The sequence below is a fragment of the Kribbella sp. NPDC051770 genome (assembly GCF_040681455.1).
Lineage (GTDB): Bacteria > Actinomycetota > Actinomycetes > Propionibacteriales > Kribbellaceae > Kribbella.
Map to the genome: position 1 here is coordinate 180,496 of NZ_JBFAYT010000009.1, position 17,133 is coordinate 197,628.

Genomic DNA, 17,133 nt, shown 5'->3' on the forward strand with positions numbered 1-17,133 from the left:
CACCTCAGCCCGGATTCGAGGCGCACACAGAGGCGGTGCGGAAGTACTGGCAGGCTCACGACAACCACCCGGGCTCGGAGTCGACGACGTGCGGGTGGACGTGGGCGTGCGTCTGCGAGGCGTGCGGCGGGCCGTCGTACACGATCCGGCCGCGGCGCAGCACGACCGAGCGGTCGATCAGTGCGTCCATCGGGCCGAGGTCGTGGCTGACCATGACGACCGTCGTACCGCGGGCGACGCGTTCGCGGATCGCGTCGGCGAAGATGTCCTGGCTGGCCAGGTCGACACCGGCGGTCGGCTCGTCGAGGACGAGCAGCTCGGGGTCGGAGACCAGGGCGCGAGCGATCAGGACGCGCTGCTGCTGGCCGCCGGAGAGCTCGGCGACGGCGTCCTTGCGGCGGTCGGCCATGTCGACCAGCTCGAGCGACTGGTCCACCGCAGTCTTCTGGGCGGCGCTGAGCGGCCGGAAGAGGCGCCGCTTCGAGAGCAGGCCGGAGGAGACCACTTCGTGCACAGTCGCCGGTACGCCGCCGGCCGCGGTGATCCGCTGCGGCACGTAGCCGATCCGGCTCCACTGGCGGAACCGCGGGACCGGCGTACCGAACAGCCGGACCTCGCCGCGGGCGGCGGGGAGCAGGCCGACGACGGTCCGGACCAGGGTGGACTTGCCGGAGCCGTTGGTGCCGAGCACGGCGACCACCTCGCCCGGACGGATCTGCAGGTCGATCCCGCGGAGCACGAGCCGACCGCCCAGGTCCACCGAGAGATCGGTGACCTGGACGGCCTTCGCGGGGTCTGTTGTCGGGCCTGTCACGCGCAGCTGTTCGCCTTCCGGAGCTCCTGGAGGTTCTCGCGCATCAGGGAGAGGTAGGTCTCCTGCGAGTTCGCGTCCGACAGGCCCTCGATCGGGCTGAGGACGGCGGTCTTGACGTGCACGTCGCGGGCGATCGACTCGGCCACCTTCGGGCTGACGAGCTCCTCGTAGAAGATCGTGGTGACGTGCTGGTTGCGCACGATTTCCTGGACCTCCTTGATCCGCTGCGGGGTCGGTTCGGCGTCGGGGGTGAATCCGGCGATTCCGACCATCTGCAGACCGTACCGCTTCGCCAGGTAGGCGAACGCCTCATGACTCGTCACGAACGTGGTCAACTTGCAGCTGGCGAGCCCGGTCTTGTACTCGGTGTCGAGCTTGTTCACCTCGCCGAGCAGCGTCTTCGCGCGCTCCCGGTAGCCGTCCGCGTGCGCGGCGTCGACCTCGACGAGCTTGTCGGTGACCGCCTGGACGACGCCCGCGTAGCGGACCGGGTCGAGCCAGAAGTGCGGGTCGAGCGCGTCTTCGGTGTACGCCGCCGGCTGCACGGCGCTGCTTTCGCCGTACGCCGCCTGCTGCGCCGAGCCTGCCCCCGTCGCGCCGCCTCCGTCGTACGCCGCCGGCGTGACCGGGCTGCTCGGCGTGGCGGCGCCGCTGCCTTCCTCGTGCTCCTCGAAGTCCGCGCCGGTCGCCTCCAGCTTGGCGGCCGGGGCGACGTCGAACCCGGCGTCCTTGGCGTTCTGCTCGACGGCCTCGTCGACGGCCGGCTGCAGACCCTTCTCGAAGACGACCAGCTTGGCCTCGGCGATCGTGCCGACCTGCTTCGGGGTCAGCTCCAGGTCGTGCGGCTCGACGCCGGGCGCGGTCAGCGTGGTCACGTTCACCGCGTCGCCCCCCACCGACTTGGCGATGAACTCGAGCGGGTAGAACGATGCCACCACGTCGAGCTTGTCCCCGCTGCCGCCGGAGCCGTCGGCAGCGTTGCTGCCGCAGCCTGCGAGAGTGAGCAGGGTCAGGGCGGCGAGGCCGGCGATGACAGGACGACGACTAGATCTCATGACAATCATTTTCATTTAAACGGAAGTGGTTGTCAAAACAGGGAGTGGACGGATGGCCAGGCGGACGGTCGGGCGCAGGCGGGCCGACAGCAAACCCAACCGGCGCCGCCGGATCGAAATTCCCCGCGGTCACGGGCACGGCCACGGCCACGGGCACGGCGGCTGGGGTGACGAGCACGTGCTCGACACCTCGGTGGTCGACTCCGACGCGGTCGTCGCCCGCCGGGTCCGGGTGGTGGTCGCGGCGCTGCTGATCCCGCTGATCGCGGCCGCGATCGTGGCGATGATCGTGATGTGGCCGGGCGGTGACGTGGTGGTCGAGTCGGCCAAGTCCTCCGGTGCCGGCGGCACCGTGACCAAGCTCGTCGCCTGCCCCGAGCACCCGGCCGACTGCGACGAGGCGACGATCCGGATCGACTCCGGCAAGACCGACCTCGGCGCCGAGGTCCCGGTCGAGGTCCCGAAGGGCGCGCAGACGTCGATCCCGATCAAGGTCGGCGACAAGGTGCTGCTCGGCGTCGACGAGAAGGCGCCGATCGAGGGCCGGTACCAGTACGTCGACCACGACCGCGGGCGGCCGCTGCTGATCCTCGCGGTGATCTTCGCGGTGGCGGTCGTCGTACTGTCGCGCTGGCGCGGTCTGGCGGCGCTCGGCGCGCTCGGGGTCACGGCGGTCACGCTGACCCAGTTCATCCTGCCGGCGATCCTCAAGGGGTCGAACCCGCTGCTGGTGGCAGTGGTCGGCGGCTCGGTGATCATGGTGATCGCGCTCTACCTGACGCACGGGATCAACGCCCAGTCGTCGGTCGCGCTGGCCGGGACGATCGCCGCGCTCGGGCTGACCGCGTTCCTGGGCTGGGCGTTCGTGAAGTTCTGCGACCTGTCCGGAATCGCCTCCGACGGGGCGTCGGCGCTGAAGGCGTACGTGCCGGACATCGACCTGGCCGGGCTGCTCGTGGCCGGGATCGTGATCGGGGCGCTCGGCGTACTGGACGACGTGACCGTGACGCAGGCCAGCGCGGTCTGGGAGCTGTCGGCGGCCAACCCGGCCGCGAGCCGGGCGATGCTGTTCGGCGCCGGGCTGCGGATCGGGCGGGCGCACGTCGCCTCGGTCGTGAACACGCTCGTCCTCGCGTACGCCGGGGCGGCGCTGCCGATCCTGATGGTGTTCGCGATCAGCGGGACGCAGTCGAACTACCTGATCTCGACCGAGCAGGTGGCGATCGAAGTCGTCCGAGGTCTGGTCGGCAGCCTGGGCATCATCGCGGCCGTCCCGCTGACCACCGCGCTGGCCGCGATGGCGGTCGCGGACCGGTCCCGGGACCTGGTCGCGGAGCCCGAGCACCTCGGTCCTGAGGCGGAAAACGCCGGTTGAGTGGCGAAATCCGCCATGTCGTGATGTTGCACTGACCGGACCCCGATCTTCCGGGTTTCTGTCCGGCCGTCTCTTCCCAGCGCTCGTTTGCCGATCTAGAGTTCCGATCTGTCACAGATCGTCCGCCCAAGACTACCTTCTGTGGCAGCGAGCCTGAGGAGCCGCGGATGTATCGACGCGTGGGTGTGTGGTTGTTCGGGGCAAGGGGTTCGGTCGCCACCACGACCGTCGCCGGAGCGGCCGCACTGGCCCACGGCGCCCCGCCCGCCGGAGTGGTCACCGAGACGCCGGCGTTCGCCGGGGCCGGTCTGGTGCCGATCGACCGGCTGGTCTTCGGCGGGCATGATCCCGCCGAGACGCCGCTGAGCAAACAGGTGGAACGGCTGGTCGCCGGGGGAGTGCTGCCGCCGGGATTGGATGGGCTGATCGCCGCCGAGCTGGCCGAGACCGAGCGGAACCTGGTGGTCCTCCCGGTTGCGGACACGCAGGACGGGGTGGTCCGCCGGATGGCGGAGGACATTCGGGCGTTCCGGTTGCGGAACGATCTGGAGCAGGTGGTCGCGATCAACGTCGCGTCCACCGAGCCCCCGCACGAGGTCGAGTACGCCGACTTGGACGCTCTGAAAGAGGCTTTGAAGACTGCCCAAGTTCTTCCTGCGAGTTCGCTTGCGGCGCTGGCTGCGTTTGAGGCCGGGGCCGCCTACATCGACTTCACGCCGTCGACCTCCATCCGGCCGCAGGTGGTGCGGGACTGGGCTGTCGAGCGGCAGGTGCCGTACGGCGGGCAGGACGCCAAGACCGGCGAGACGCTGGTGAAGAGCGTGCTCGCGCCGATGTTCACCGCGCGCGCCCTGCCCGTGCAGGCCTGGTCGGGGACCAACCTGCTCGGTGGCGGCGACGGTGCGACGCTGGCGGACCCGCAGGCGGCGGCGTCGAAGAGCGTGTCCAAGGAGCGCGTGCTCACCGAGCTGCTGGACGGTGAGGTGCCTGGCGAGGTACACATCGACTACGTCGACCCGCTGGGTGACTGGAAGACCGCCTGGGACCACGTGATGTTCTCCGGGTTCCTCGGCGTACGGATGACGTTGCAGTTCACCTGGCAGGGCTGCGACTCGGCGCTGGCCGCTCCGCTCGTGCTGGACCTCGCCAGGCTCTCCGCGCTGGCGCTGGAGCGAGGTCATGTCGGGGCGATGCCGTTCCTGGGGTTCTACTTCAAGGACCCGGTCGAGTCGGCCGAGCACGCGCTCACCAGGCAGTACGACGAGCTGCTGCGCTGGGTGCAGGAATGCTGAAGGACCTGGTCGAACTCGTCCGAGCTCCTGCCGCGCTGACCGTGCCCGGCGACGTACTGGCCGGTGCTGTCGCTGCTGGAGACCTGAGGCCTGGCCGGATGGCTGGACTGTCGGCAGCGTCGATCTGCATCTACTGGGCCGGCATGGCGCTCAACGACTGGGCCGACCGGGAGGTGGACGCCGTCGAGCGGCCGGAGCGGCCGATCCCGTCAGGACGCGTGCCAGCCGGTACGGCGCTGGGCCTGGCGACCGGGCTCACCGCTGCCGGCCTGGCGCTGGCAGCAAGGGCCGGTGGGCGCTCAGCGCTCGCGACGTCGGCCGTGCTCGCCGCTACTGCGTGGAGCTACGACCTGAAGGCCAAGAACACGCCTGCTGGCCCGGTGTTCATGGCGGCGGCCCGGGCGCTCGACGTACTGGTCGGTGCTGGTGACCAGAGGCGGCGGGCGTGGGCTCCTGCGCTGGCCGTCGGTACGCACATCCTCGGCGTGACGGCGATGTCCCGGGGAGAGGTGCACGGCAGTACGCCGCTGCCGGCGCGGGGAGCGCTGGCTGCAACGTCGGCGATCACTGCGGCGACGCTCGGCGGACCAGTGCGCGGTGCAGCAGTTGAGCCTGCCGGCGTCGCCGGGCTGGCTGCGACGGCTGTGCTGACCGGCCTGTTCGCTCAAGCGGTAGCCCCCGCCCAGGTCGCTGCCGCCCAGGAGCCGTCAGGCCCCAAGCTCCGCCGCGCAGTCGGCGCGGGCATCCACGGCCTGGTGCCGCTCCAAGCAGCCTGGTGCGCACGAGCAGGCGCACCACGACTAGGCGCCGCCCTCGCAGTAGCCCTGCCGATGGCCAAGGCCCTGGCCAGGAAGGTCTCACCCACATGAGGCTCGGCTACGGCACCAACGGCTTCGCCAACCACCGCCTCCCCGAAGCCCTCCAGGTCATCGCCGAACTCGGCTACCAGGGCGTCGCCCTGACCCTCGACCACAACCACCTGGACCCCTTCGGCCCCGACCTCAAGCAGCGCACCGCCGAGGTCGGCCGCCTGCTCACACGCCACCAGCTCGCGGTGGTGATCGAAACCGGCGCCCGCTACGTGCTCGACCCGTACCGCAAGCACGAGCCGACCCTCCTGCACACCGACGGCGCCGAGTGGCGGATGCTGCTGCTGGAACGCGCGATCGACATCGCGGCCGAGCTCGGCGCCGAGGCGGTCTCGTTCTGGTCCGGCGTACTCCCGCCTGACGTCTCGCCGGAGCTCGGCTGGGAGCGTCTGGTCGCCAGCTGCCAGCAGCTCGCGGCGTACGCCGCCGACCGCGGCGTCGTGCTCGGCGTCGAGCCCGAGCCCGGCATGCTGCTCGACGACCTGGCCGGCTTCTTCAAGCTGCACGACGAGGTCGACCCGCTCCGGCTCACCCTCGACATCGGCCACCTGGTCTGCAACGAGCCCACCCCGCCCGGGGAGTGCATCCGCGCCGGCGCGCCGTACCTGGTGAACGTGCAGATCGACGACATGCGCCGCGGCGCCCACGAGCACCTTGAGTTCGGTACGGGCGAGGTCGACTTCGCGCAGGTCTTCAAGGCGCTGCGGGAAGCCGAGTACGACGGCCTGGTGGCGGTGGAGCTGCCCAGGCACTCGCACGCGGCGCCGACTGTCGCGCGCGAGTCGCTGGCATTCCTGCGGGACCACACATGAAGTCCACCGATCTCCCAGCCGTCCCGCACCAACAAGGCCCGCTCGCCGAGATCTTCCCCGCCGTCACCCGCCGCGTCGGAAAAGATGCCCTAGGCAACGGCTGGACCGCCGACGAAGCCGCCCGCGCCCAGCTCCTCGCCACCGCGACGCCCGGCGAGATCACCGATCTCTACCGCTACGGCGACACCACCGAGAAGCTCGCCATCCTCAAGGCCCTGCAGCTCACAGACGTCGAACAGGCCGTCGGCGACCAGGGACTGGCGCTGATCGAGGACGCGATCCGCACCAACGACCAGCGCCTGCTCGCCGCCGCGCTCGGGCCGTACGCGACCCGGCACCTGACCGGCACGGCGTTCCGGCAGGCCGTGCTCAAGTGCGTGTTCGCCGGCGTACCGCTGGCGGCCGTGCACGGGTTGCCGGAGCGCGCCGACGACGAGCTGCGACGGATGATGGCCGACTTCGCCACCGAACGGCAGGCCGCCGGCCGGACCGTTCCCCCGGACCTTCAGCCCTATCTCGACCGCCCTGAGAGGTGACTGGACCATGCGCATCTTCGATCCGCACATCCATATGACGTCCCGGACCACCGACGACTACGCGGCGCTCGCCGCGCACGGCGTCCGGGCCCTGGTCGAGCCCGCGTTCTGGCTCGGGCAGCCGCGGACCAGCGTCGGCTCGTTCGTCGACTACTTCGACGCGCTGATCGGCTGGGAGCCGTTCCGGGCGTCGCAGTACGGGATCAGGCACCACTGCACGATCGCGCTGAACCCGAAGGAGGCCAACGACCCGCGCTGCCGCGAGGTGCTCGACGTGCTGCCCCGGTACCTCGCGAAGGACGGTGTCGTCGCGGTCGGCGAGGTCGGCTACGACTCGATGACGCCGGAGGAGGACGAGGTCTTCGCGACCCAGCTGGAGCTGGCCAAGCGCTTCGACCTGCCGGTTCTCGTGCACACCCCGCACCGCGACAAGGCAGCCGGTACGACGCGAACGCTCGCCGTCGTCCGCGAGTCCGGCGTACCGGCCGAGCGCGTGGTCGTCGACCACCTGAACGAGGTGACCGTGAAGGAGGTCGCCGACTCCGGCTGCTGGATGGGCTTCTCGATCTACCCCGACACCAAGATGGACCCGGACCGGATGGTCGTCATCCTGCAGCAGTTCGGCACCGAGCGGATCCTGGTCAACTCCGCCGCCGACTGGGGCAAGTCGGACCCGCTGCGCACCTACGCGACCGGGCAGGCGATGCTCGCGGCCGGCTTCACCGACGACGACGTCGACCAGGTGCTGTGGCGCAACCCGGTCGCGTTCTACGGCCAGTCCGGCCGCCTCGACCTGACCGGTACGGCGACCGCCGACACGTTCGCGGGCAACTCGATCCTGCGGGGAGCCCGCGCATGAGGTTCCGGCACCCCGACGGCTCGCTCGTCCACCTCGCGTACTGCACGAACGTCCACCCGGCCGAGGACCTCGAAGGCGTGATCGCCCAGCTCGACGGCTGCGCGTCGCTGGTCCGCAAGGAGCTCGGCGTCCCGGTGCTCGGCGTCGGGCTCTGGCTCGCGCACAGCCTCGCCGACCGGCTCGCGAACTCACTGGTCGCGCTCAACCGCCTGCGCCGCGCCCTGGACCGCAACGGCCTCGAGGTGGTCACGCTGAACGGCTTCCCGTACGCCGGGTTCCACGACCGCGTCGTCGGCAAGAAGGTCTACAAACCCGACTGGACCGAGCCCGAGCGGCTGCGCTACACCCTCGACCTGATCGAGGTGCTGGCCAAGCTGATGCCGCGCGACGCGGCGTACGGTTCGATCTCGACGCTGCCGCTGGCCTGGCGGCACCCGTGGTCGCGCGAGCAGGACGCGCTCGCGCGGGCGGCGTTCGACCGGGTCCAGGTCCGGCTCGCGCAGGTCGAGACCAACACCGGCCGCCGGATCCGCGTCGCCGTCGAGCCCGAACCGGGCTGCGTGCTCGAGATGGTCCCGCAGGCCACCCACTGGCTCACCCCGTACGCCGGTCCGGCGCGGATCGGGCTGTGCCTGGACACCTGTCACCTGGCGGTCCAGTTCGAGGACCCGGGCGCGACGTTCGCGACGCTGGACGCGGCCGGTGTCGAGGTCGTGAAGAGCCAGGTGTCGGCGGCGCTGCACGTCCCCGACCCTGGCGACGCCGAAGCGCGAAGGCTGCTCGACGAGTTCGCGGAGCCGAAGTTCCTGCACCAGACCCGCGAGTGGGGCGGCCCGGGCGTCGACAACCTGGACTCGATCGACCAGCTGTCCGGGCATGCGCCGTGGCGGGTCCACTTCCACGTGCCCGTCCACGCTGCGCCGCGCGCGCCACTGACGAGTACGACGGACGTGTTGGAGGACTCCCTGCGGCATCTGGTCGGCGGCGCGCACCCGCTGACGCAGCACCTGGAGTCCGAGACCTACACCTGGTCGGTGCTGCCCAACGGACCGACGAACCAGCAAGAACTTGCCGAAGGCATCGCTGCCGAGTTGGCCTGGCTGCGCGACCGGATCGTTGCTTTGGGCCTGGAGGAGGTCAAATGACCAAGCAGGTAGTCGTTCTGGATGTTGTCGGATTGACGCCTCGGTTGCTCCGAAAGATGCCGCGGTTGAGATCATTGCCGTTGGCCAGGAACCTGGAGACCGTGCTGCCGGCGGTCACTTGCTCGGCGCAAGCGACGTTCCTGACCGGCGCGATGCCGTCCGAACACGGTGTCGTCGGCAATGGCTGGTACTTCCGGGACCTCGGCGAGGTGTTCCTGTGGCGGCAGCACAACCGGCTGGTGCAGGGCGAGAAGGTGTGGGATGTCGCGCGGCGCGGCAACCCGGCGTACAAGGTGGCGAACGTGTGCTGGTGGTACGCGATGGGCGCGGAGACGGACCTACTGGTGACGCCGCGGCCGATCTACTACGCCGACGGGCGCAAGGCGCCGGACTGCTACACGCGGCCGGTCGAGCTGCACGACCGGCTCACCGCAAAGCTCGGCGACTTCCCGCTGTTCAACTACTGGGGGCCGACCGCAAGTATCAAGTCGAGCCGCTGGATCGTTGCCGCCTCGCGGCAGGTCCTTGCCGAGGACAATCCCGACCTGCTGCTCACGTACGTTCCGCATCTCGACTACGACCTGCAGCGGTACGGCGCGTCGTCGGTCGAGGCCGACCGGGCCGCGATCGAGCTGGACGCCGTCCTGGCGCCGTTGCTGGACGACGCGGAGGCGCGCGGCGCGACGGTGATCGTGCTGTCGGAGTACGGGATCACCGACGTCGCGCGGCCGGTGGACGTGAACCGGGTGCTGCGGGCCGAGGGACTGCTGGAGGTGCACACGCAGGACGGGATGGAGTACCTGGATCCGTGGACCTCGCGGGCGTTCGCTGTCGCCGACCACCAGATCGCTCACGTCTACGTGAAGGATCCGGCGGATCTCGAGGCCGTCGGCAAGCTGCTCGCCGGGATCCCGGGCGTCGCCGAGGTGCTCGATGCCGAGGGCAAGAAGCGCTACGGGCTCGACCACGAGCGGTCGGGAGAGCTGGTCGTCGTGGCTGAGCCCGACGCCTGGTTCACCTACTACTACTGGCTGGACGACGCGCGGGCGCCGGACTTCGCGCGCGGTGTGGAGATCCATCGCAAGCCCGGGTACGACCCGGCGGAGCTGTTCTTCGACCCGGCCGACCGGTTCGTGAAGCCGCGGGCGGCGTCGTACCTGGTGAAGAAGAAGCTCGGGCTGCGGTACGCGATGTCGGTGGTGCCGCTGGACCCGTCGATCGTGCGCGGGTCGCACGGGCGGCTGCCGGCGTCGTCTGAGGACGGGCCGGTGTTCCTGAGCAGCGACCCGGAGCTGGTGGACGGTGAGGGGCCGGTCGCTGCTGTTGACGTGAAGAATCTGTTGCTGAAAGCAGCGGACTTAGGCTGACTCGCGGACCACGATCTCCGTCGGCAGCGTGACCGAGTCGGCAGTCCCGTGGGCGATCAGGTCGAGCAGGAGGCGCGTCGTCTGCGCCGCCTGCTCGCCCATCGGGCTGCGCACGGTGGTCAGCGCGGGGGCCGTGTAGAGCGCGGCCTCGATGTCGTCGAAGCCGATCACCGCGACGTCGTCCGGCACCCGTCGGCCGGCTTCGCGCACGGTGCGCAGGGCACCGATCGCCATCAGGTCGTTGGCCGCGAACACCGCGTCCAGCTGGGGATCGTCGGCCAGGAGTTGCCGCATCGCCTCGGCGCCGGAGATCCGGGTGAAGTCGCCGAGGGCAACGATCGAGCGCCGCCCGGTGTCCTTCAGCGTCTCCCGGTACGCCGTCAGCCGGTCCTGCGCCGCGGTCATGTCCAGCGGGCCGGAGATCGTCGCGATCCGCTGCCGGCCCTGGTCGAGCAGGTGCTGCACGGCCTTGGTCGCGCCGCCGAGGTTGTCGTTGTCGACCCACGGCATCAGCCCCGGCGTCGCCAGCCGCCCGTGCGAGACGATCGGCAGCCCGGTCCGCGCCAGGACGGCGGGCAACGGGTCGGCGCCGTCCATCGAGACCAGCATCGCGCCGTCGACGTGCCCGGCGGCCAGGTACTGCTCGACGCGCTGACGGCTCTCGTCGGACCCGGCCAGCACCAGCGAAACCTGCTTGCCCGCGGCCTCCAAGGCGCGGCTCGCGGCGCGGACGACCATCGCGAACATCGGGTCGTCGGAGACCAGGCCGGCCGGAGGATCGGAGACGATGATCGCGATCGTGTTGGTCTTCTGGGTGACCAGGTTGCGGGCGGCGCCGTTCGGCACGTAGCCGAGCTCGGTGACCGCGGCCATCACGATCTGCCGGATCTCCGGCGCGACACTCGGCTCGCCGTTGATCACCCGGGACACGCTCGACTTCGACACCCCGGCCCGGGCCGCGACGGCGTGCAGCGTGGGTCGTCGCACGGCACCCCCTCCGGGTCAGGCGTTCTTCGGTGCCCCGAGTCAGCACCGGGGAGCGTTCCCACGCACGAGCATCCCGGCCGCCCGGAGGCCTGTCAAGCGGCTGCGCGCCGTACTGGCTCGATCACCGTGAACTCTTGACACCGTTCCCTCAGCACGCAACTCTCAGACTCGGGGAACGTTCCCCGACCCTCCTGCCCGCCCCTGGAGATGCCCATGCGCTTGTCCCGGAGACCGTCGCGTCTCAAAGTCGCTGCACTGGCCGCACTCGCCGCCAGTTTCGTCGCCGCACTCCTGGTCGCGCCGCCCGCCGAGGCCGCCGACCCACTGCTGTCCCAAGGCAAGACCGTCACCGCGTCGTCCGCCGAGAACGTCGCCTTCCCCGCCTCCGCCGCTGTCGACGGCGACCCCGGCACCCGCTGGTCGAGCGCGTTCGGCGACCCGCAGTGGATCCAGGTCGACCTCGGCCAGTCCGCCACCATCAGCCAGGTCGCGCTCAGCTGGGAGGCGGCGTACTCGACCGGCTTCCGGATCGAGACCTCGGCCGACGGCAACAACTGGGCGCAGGTCTACAGCACCACGACCGGTGCCGGTGGCAACCAGACGCTGGATGTCAACGGCAACGGCCGCTACGTCCGGCTGTACAGCACTGCGCGCGCCACCCAGTGGGGTGTCTCGCTGTGGGAGTTCAAGGTGTTCGGGACCACTGGTGGCGGTCCCGGCCCCGGCCCGACTAGCAAGCTGCTGTCGTACGGCAAGACCGGCGCGGCCTCGACCCAGCAGCACGACCCGAACTGCTGGGAGTGCACGCCGGCCCGCGCGTTCGACCTCGACCCGGCCAGCCGCTGGGCGACCGCGACCGACTCCGGCTGGGTCGACCCGGGCTGGATCTCGGTCGACCTCGGCGCCACCGCGCAGATCGACAAGGTCGTGCTGCAGTGGGACCCGGCCTCGGCCAAGTCCTACGAGGTGCAGACCTCGAACGACAACGTGAACTGGACCAAGATCTACGGGACCACCAACGGGCCCGGTTTCAAGGAGACGCTGAACATCACCGGCACCGGGCGCTACGTCCGGATGTACGGCACGCAGCGCAACACGCCGTACGGGTACTCGCTGTGGGAGTTCCAGGTCTACGGCACCGGGGGCGCGCCGAACACGCCGCCGACCCCGCCCGCCGACCCGTCGCCGAACCCGCAGCTGATCTGGTCCGACGAGTTCAACGGCGCAGCCGGCGCCAAGCCGGACGCCGCGAAGTGGTCCGCCGACCCGGGCACCGGCCAGAACAACGAGCTGCAGGTCTACACCAACCACAACAACACCCAGATGGACGGCCAGGGCCACCTGGTGCTCGAGGCGCGGCGTGAGGTGACGCCCGGATCGGCCTGCCCGATCGACCCGGTCACCGGCAGCGGAACGTGCCAGTACACGTCGGCGCGGATGAACAGCGGCGGCAAGTTCAGTACGACGTACGGCAAGGTCGAGGCCCGGATCAAGGTGCCCAAGGGCAACGGGCTGTGGCCGGCGTTCTGGATGATGGGCGCCGACTTCCTGACCGGTCGCCCCTGGCCGTACAACGGTGAGATCGACATCGTCGAGATCCTCGGCCGCGAGACCACCAAGGGCTACTCGACGCTGCACGCTCCGGCGTACAACGGTGCCGGTGGGTACGGAGGGACGTACGGGCTGCCCGGTGGCGCCGACTTCTCGAACGACTTCCACACCTGGACGATGCACTGGAACAGCACGTCGATCACCTACCAGGTCGACGGGACCACGGTGTTCGTCGTCGACAAGGCCCAGCTCGAGGCGACCCGCGGGCCGTGGATCTTCGACCACCCGTTCTACTTGATCCTCAACCTGGCCGTCGGGGGCGACTTCCCCGGTCCGCCGAACGCGCAGACCCCGTTCCCGGCGCGGATGCTGGTCGACTACGTGCGGGTGTACAGGTGACCGCGCGTCGGGGTTTCCGGCTCGGTGCTCTGTTCACGAGCTTGCTGGCCCTACTCGGGGCGTACGTGGTCGTCGTGAGTCGTCCGGCGGCGGCAGCGGAAACGCTGCTGTCGCAGGGGCGTCCGGTCGTCGCGTCGTCGGTCGAGAGCGGCGCCTTCCCGGCCGCTGCCGCCGTCGACGGTGACGGCGGGACGCGCTGGGCATCCGGGTTCGCGGACAACCAGTGGCTGCAGGTCGACCTGGGGTCGAGCCAGACCTTCAACCGGGTCGTGCTCAAGTGGGAGGCGGCGTACGCGCGGGGCTTCTCGATCCAGACCTCGGCCGACGCGTCGAGCTGGGCGACCGTGCACAGCGAGGCCAACGGCACCGGCGGCGAGCAGAACCTGACCGTCACCGGCACCGGCCGGTACGTGCGGGTGCTCGTCACGCAGCGCGCGACCCAGTGGGGCGCGTCGCTGTTCGAGTTCCAGGTGTACGGCGGGACGCCGGCCGGCGGGCCGATCGTGCGGGTCGCCGAGTTCCTCGCGGACTGCCCGTACACGCACCGGCTGCCCGACGACCCGATCGTGTTCCCCAACCTGCCGGGTGCGTCGCACATGCACAGCTTCTTCGGTGCGACCGTGACGAACGCGAACACCACCGTGGACGACCTGGTGAACTCGCCGACGTCGTGCAACCCGGCGGAGGACAAGTCGTCGTACTGGGTGCCCACGCTGTACGTGAACAACCAGCCGGTCGAACCGACCGGGACGACCTTCTACTACCTCGGTGAGGGCGTGCGCGACGACGTGATCGCACGCACCCAGCCGCTGCCGTTCGGGCTGCGGATCGTGGCCGGCAACGCGAAGGCGACCGGGCCGAGCGACAACACGATCTCGCGCTGGTCCTGCCTGCACGCCGGTGACGCCGGGGCCGGGCACGACTTCATCAACTGCCCGGCCGGGTCGATGCTGGAGTCGTACCTGGACTTCCCGCAGTGCTGGAACGGGCGCGACCTGGACTCGCCGGACCACAAGAGCCACATGTCCTACCCGGTCAACGGGGACTGCCCGGCGACCCACCCGGTGCCGGTGCCGAAGCTGCGGCAGGTGCTCCGGTACCCGGTGAACGGGCCGACGGCCGGCTTCCGGCTGGCCTCGGGTGGTGGCTTCACGATGCACGGTGACTTCTTCAACGCCTGGCCGGTGGGGGAGATGGCACGGCGCGTCAACGACTGCATCCGCCCGATCATCAAGTGCGGGGCCAACGGGCACCCGTGATCCGCTGACTTGCCCGTGATCCGCTGACTGCCGGGCGGGTTCCCCGTCCCAGGACCCGCCCGGCCTCTTTTTCGACAACTCCCTCTGTATTTCTCCCGGCACTGTCTGTACGCTTCCCAGCACGCTCTGTGCCACCGCCGCCCCCCGGAGGAGCTTTGCGATGAAGGCTCTCGCTTGTGCTGTGCTGCTCGTCGTTCTCGCCGGTTGCGGGTCGTCGGTGGCTGCCGCCCCTGGTCCTTCGGCTTCAGTTGCTGCTCCTACGCCGACGGTCACCGAGACCGAGTGGGACATCGACCCGTCGTTCAACGCCACGGACCTGGCCTGGATCGAGCTGATGATCCCGATGGACGACCAGCTGCTGCGCGTTCTGGACCTGGCTGCTTCGGCCGGGAGCCCCGCCGTACGGGCGTTCGCGGGACAGGTCGCCGCCGGGCATCGCGCGGAGGTCGCGCAGTTCAACGCCTTGCGGACCCGCTCGCGGCTCCCGGTGCGTAACCCGCACGAGGGGCACGACATGCCCGGCATGATGACCGAGCCCGAGATCGATGCCCTCGGCAAGCTCTCCGGCCCGGCCTTCGACCAGGACTTCGGCAAGAACCTCAAGGAGCACCTGCAGCAGACGGTGATCCTCGCGCAGAGCATCGGCACCGCCGGCAAGAACCCCGAAGGCAAGAAGCTCGCCCAGAAGATCATCACCGGGCGAGCGGCGCAGCTGAAGCAGCTGGCCGCTTTGGGTTAACTACCGGCGATCCGCGACACGGCGAACAGCAGGATCACCAGTACCGCGAACACACGGATCGCTCGCTGACCTGTCGTCACCACCGGCCACGACAGGAACCCGAGCCAGCTCAGCAGCAACGCCAGCAGAATCAACGCGGGCACCGCCGCCGGAACCGGAGCGAACACTCCGACCAGCGCCAGCACCAAGGTGATCCCCGGCAACGTCAGCTTCGGCATCGCATGCAGCTTCGCCACGAACGGGTAACTGGCCTTCGTCACCCGCTGCCGAAGCGAACTGACCGGCTGACTGCTGGAGGAGCTCATGGGCCCATTGTTCCAGCACCCACCACCCCTGTGGAAAACTCCCGCCCCCACCGCACCCGAACAGATACTTTCTCTGCATGACCGACCTCCCCTCCCCAGCCACCTTCCGCGCCGACCTCCCCGACGTCCTCACCCGCTTCCGCGCGGGCCGGACGCGTGCCTTCAGCATCGGCGACGGGGTGCCGGAGGCGGTCGTCCTCACCCACGACGAGTTCGAAGACCTCGACGGCGAGTCGAAGCTCCAAGCGAACGACGAGCCGTTGAGCGTCGACGACTTGGCTGCTCACTTACCCGCTGTCCTTCAATCGCTTCAGGCTCACCCCGATACCGCCGTCCTGTGGGGTGAGGACGGGCGGGCCGAGGCGGTGCTTGTCTCCACTACTGCGTACAGAACCCTCCGAGGCGACGACCAGCCTCCGGCGGGGGTGGTTGATGACCCGACCGAGCGCACGTACGCGACTGAGCCGTTGCCGACCAGCAGCGCTATGTCCATGGACGAGATCGCCGAACTGATGGGCCCGGAAGCTGTAGAGGAACTGGCCCGTCTCCGCCGTGAGGACCGTGAGTCGCCGTGAACGGTCTTGGCCAAGCAGGGGTCGGATACCCGGCAGCGTCAGCCGGCGAGACCATGGCGATCGACCTCGGGCGGCCGCCTTCGGGGTACGAGCTTCTGGTGACGCCGGAGTTCGCGCAGGATCTGCGGCGGCTGACGGACGAGGATCGGCGTACTGGGTCTCGCCTGCAGGTCGTGGTCGTGGGCCTGGTCAAGCAGCTCGCCGAGGGACGGACCGACGGGCACCACTGTCTCGGCTACGAGCCGGGCAAGGGGGATCTGCGGGACTGCGTCACGGCGTACGTGCACTCGGGCCGCGCGCCGAAGGCGGACTACCGGTTGGTGTTCCGCGAGATCGGCCCGGCCGCACCGGGTGGCCGGCCGCAGCGTGAGCTGCTGGCGGTCAGGCCTCGCCGCGGATCGGCGGACGCCTATGCCCACGTCTGTGCACGGCTCGCACGACACCCGTTCGACCGGCAACCGGGGTTGGACCGCTTCGGTGATCGGGAGCCGGGTGTACGGCGCAGCCGGGACGAGCGGGAGGCCGAGCTCGACGCCAAGCGCGCGATCGCCCACGCCTGGGCCGGTCAGCGACCGCTCAGTTCCTCGCGGTTGCTCGGCGGGGTGTCGGCCGCGCGTGGTCGCGAGCCACCTGCGGGGGCCGGCCGGAGCGCGAACCCTAGGTCGTCGTCCTCGGTGCGGAGATCGTCGATCAGCGCAGCGACGCGACCTGGTACCAGTGCGCGAGAGCAACCTCGACCAGGCATCGCTGGATCACCGAGTGTCCGCGGCGCGACCGGGTGGCCGGTCCGAGGTGGAGAGCGGACCGCTTAGGCTGACCAGGTGTTCGTCGTGATCAGGTTCCGCGTGCCCGAAAGCGCTCAGCTGGAGTTCGCCGAAAGGCTGGCGGCTGCCGTCGAGGTGTTGGGGCGCCAGAAAGGCTTCGTGGCCGCGCGCACCGGGCGGAACGTGGACGATCCGGAGCTGCTGGCGTTGAACATGGAATGGCTGAACGTCGGGAGCTACCGGCGTGCGCTGTCGCCGTACGAGGTGAAGATGGTGGCGGTGCCGTTGCTGTCGGAGGCGATCGACGAGCCGACGGCGTACGAGTCGCTGGAGGACGCGTTCGGTGGGCTCGGGCAGCTGCCGTAGCAGGTACCTTGCGGATGCGACGCGGAGGACCCCGGCCCGTTAGCCTGGACCCTTCCGTTCCACC

Annotated in this window: 18 protein-coding genes; 14 read left to right on the plus strand and 4 right to left on the minus strand. The window is 70.0% G+C overall.

What is annotated here, in order from left to right; all coding sequences use genetic code 11:
- Positions 1–55: 55 nt before the first annotated feature.
- Both AB0M01_RS28120 and AB0M01_RS28125 read right to left on the minus strand, forming a co-directional pair.
- Positions 56–814, minus strand: coding sequence for a metal ABC transporter ATP-binding protein (locus AB0M01_RS28120; protein WP_363674654.1), 759 nt, complete (start codon positions 812–814; stop codon positions 56–58).
- Positions 811–1,869, minus strand: a complete 1,059-nt coding sequence (locus AB0M01_RS28125; RefSeq protein WP_363674656.1) for a metal ABC transporter substrate-binding protein — start codon at positions 1,867–1,869, stop codon at positions 811–813. Before AB0M01_RS28125 ends, AB0M01_RS28120 begins: the two co-directional genes overlap by 4 nt.
- Before the next feature lie 52 nt (positions 1,870–1,921).
- On the opposite strand from AB0M01_RS28125, the gene AB0M01_RS28130 reads away from it, so the two are divergent.
- The 8 genes from AB0M01_RS28130 (at position 1,922) to AB0M01_RS28165 (ending at position 10,124) form a co-directional block, all read left to right on the plus strand.
- Complete coding sequence (locus AB0M01_RS28130; RefSeq protein WP_363674658.1) at positions 1,922–3,244, plus strand: YibE/F family protein; 1,323 nt, start codon at positions 1,922–1,924, stop codon at positions 3,242–3,244.
- Between the two features lie 167 nt (positions 3,245–3,411).
- Positions 3,412–4,536 (plus strand): inositol-3-phosphate synthase, encoded by a 1,125-nt coding sequence (locus AB0M01_RS28135; protein ID WP_363674663.1) that lies wholly within the window; start codon positions 3,412–3,414, stop codon positions 4,534–4,536.
- Positions 4,530–5,405: an SCO3242 family prenyltransferase gene (locus tag AB0M01_RS28140; RefSeq protein ID WP_363674665.1), complete on the plus strand. Its 876-nt coding sequence runs from the start codon at positions 4,530–4,532 to the stop codon at positions 5,403–5,405. The genes AB0M01_RS28135 and AB0M01_RS28140 overlap by 7 nt, the downstream gene beginning before the upstream one ends.
- Complete coding sequence (locus tag AB0M01_RS28145) at positions 5,402–6,217, plus strand: sugar phosphate isomerase/epimerase family protein (RefSeq protein ID WP_363674667.1); 816 nt, start codon at positions 5,402–5,404, stop codon at positions 6,215–6,217. Before AB0M01_RS28140 ends, AB0M01_RS28145 begins: the two co-directional genes overlap by 4 nt.
- Positions 6,214–6,753 (plus strand): EboA domain-containing protein, encoded by a 540-nt coding sequence (locus tag AB0M01_RS28150; RefSeq protein WP_363674669.1) that lies wholly within the window; start codon positions 6,214–6,216, stop codon positions 6,751–6,753. Before AB0M01_RS28145 ends, AB0M01_RS28150 begins: the two co-directional genes overlap by 4 nt.
- Before the next feature lie 7 nt (positions 6,754–6,760).
- Positions 6,761–7,612, plus strand: coding sequence for a TatD family hydrolase (locus AB0M01_RS28155; protein ID WP_363674671.1), 852 nt, complete (start codon positions 6,761–6,763; stop codon positions 7,610–7,612).
- Positions 7,609–8,757 carry a metabolite traffic protein EboE gene (eboE, locus tag AB0M01_RS28160; protein WP_363674673.1) on the plus strand — a complete coding sequence of 383 codons (1,149 nt, stop codon included), beginning with the start codon at positions 7,609–7,611 and terminating at the stop codon, positions 8,755–8,757. Before AB0M01_RS28155 ends, eboE begins: the two co-directional genes overlap by 4 nt.
- A complete protein-coding gene (locus tag AB0M01_RS28165) occupies positions 8,754–10,124 on the plus strand; it encodes a nucleotide pyrophosphatase/phosphodiesterase family protein (protein WP_363674675.1) in 1,371 nt (456 codons plus the stop codon). Before eboE ends, AB0M01_RS28165 begins: the two co-directional genes overlap by 4 nt.
- Here the strand turns inward: AB0M01_RS28165 and AB0M01_RS28170 are convergent.
- Positions 10,116–11,111: a LacI family DNA-binding transcriptional regulator gene (locus tag AB0M01_RS28170; RefSeq protein WP_363674677.1), complete on the minus strand. Its 996-nt coding sequence runs from the start codon at positions 11,109–11,111 to the stop codon at positions 10,116–10,118. The two genes, AB0M01_RS28165 and AB0M01_RS28170, sit on opposite strands and share 9 nt — an antisense overlap.
- Positions 11,112–11,324: 213 nt before the next feature.
- Here AB0M01_RS28170 and AB0M01_RS28175 point away from each other — a divergent pair, with 213 nt between their 5' ends.
- The 3 genes from AB0M01_RS28175 (at position 11,325) to AB0M01_RS28185 (ending at position 15,059) form a co-directional block, all read left to right on the plus strand.
- Positions 11,325–13,061 (plus strand): discoidin domain-containing protein, encoded by a 1,737-nt coding sequence (locus AB0M01_RS28175; RefSeq protein WP_363674679.1) that lies wholly within the window; start codon positions 11,325–11,327, stop codon positions 13,059–13,061.
- Positions 13,058–14,320, plus strand: a complete 1,263-nt coding sequence (locus AB0M01_RS28180) for a DUF1996 domain-containing protein (protein ID WP_363674681.1) — start codon at positions 13,058–13,060, stop codon at positions 14,318–14,320. Before AB0M01_RS28175 ends, AB0M01_RS28180 begins: the two co-directional genes overlap by 4 nt.
- Before the next feature lie 160 nt (positions 14,321–14,480).
- Entirely contained in the window at positions 14,481–15,059 is a 579-nt protein-coding gene (locus AB0M01_RS28185) for a DUF305 domain-containing protein (protein WP_363674683.1), read from the plus strand.
- Here AB0M01_RS28185 and AB0M01_RS28190 read toward each other — a convergent pair.
- Complete coding sequence (locus tag AB0M01_RS28190) at positions 15,056–15,364, minus strand: DUF6703 family protein (protein WP_363674685.1); 309 nt, start codon at positions 15,362–15,364, stop codon at positions 15,056–15,058. The genes AB0M01_RS28185 and AB0M01_RS28190 overlap by 4 nt on opposite strands.
- 77 nt (positions 15,365–15,441) lie before the next feature.
- On the opposite strand from AB0M01_RS28190, the gene AB0M01_RS28195 reads away from it, so the two are divergent.
- The 3 genes from AB0M01_RS28195 to AB0M01_RS28205 are packed head-to-tail and all read left to right on the plus strand — an operon-like array spanning position 15,442 to position 17,069.
- Positions 15,442–15,939, plus strand: a complete 498-nt coding sequence (locus tag AB0M01_RS28195; RefSeq protein WP_363674687.1) for a hypothetical protein — start codon at positions 15,442–15,444, stop codon at positions 15,937–15,939.
- A 53-nt stretch (positions 15,940–15,992) separates the two neighbouring features.
- Positions 15,993–16,751: a hypothetical protein gene (locus AB0M01_RS28200; protein WP_363674689.1), complete on the plus strand. Its 759-nt coding sequence runs from the start codon at positions 15,993–15,995 to the stop codon at positions 16,749–16,751.
- A gap of 9 nt (positions 16,752–16,760) precedes the next feature.
- Entirely contained in the window at positions 16,761–17,069 is a 309-nt protein-coding gene (locus AB0M01_RS28205; protein ID WP_363674691.1) for an antibiotic biosynthesis monooxygenase, read from the plus strand.
- The last annotated feature ends 64 nt before the right edge of the window (positions 17,070–17,133 follow it).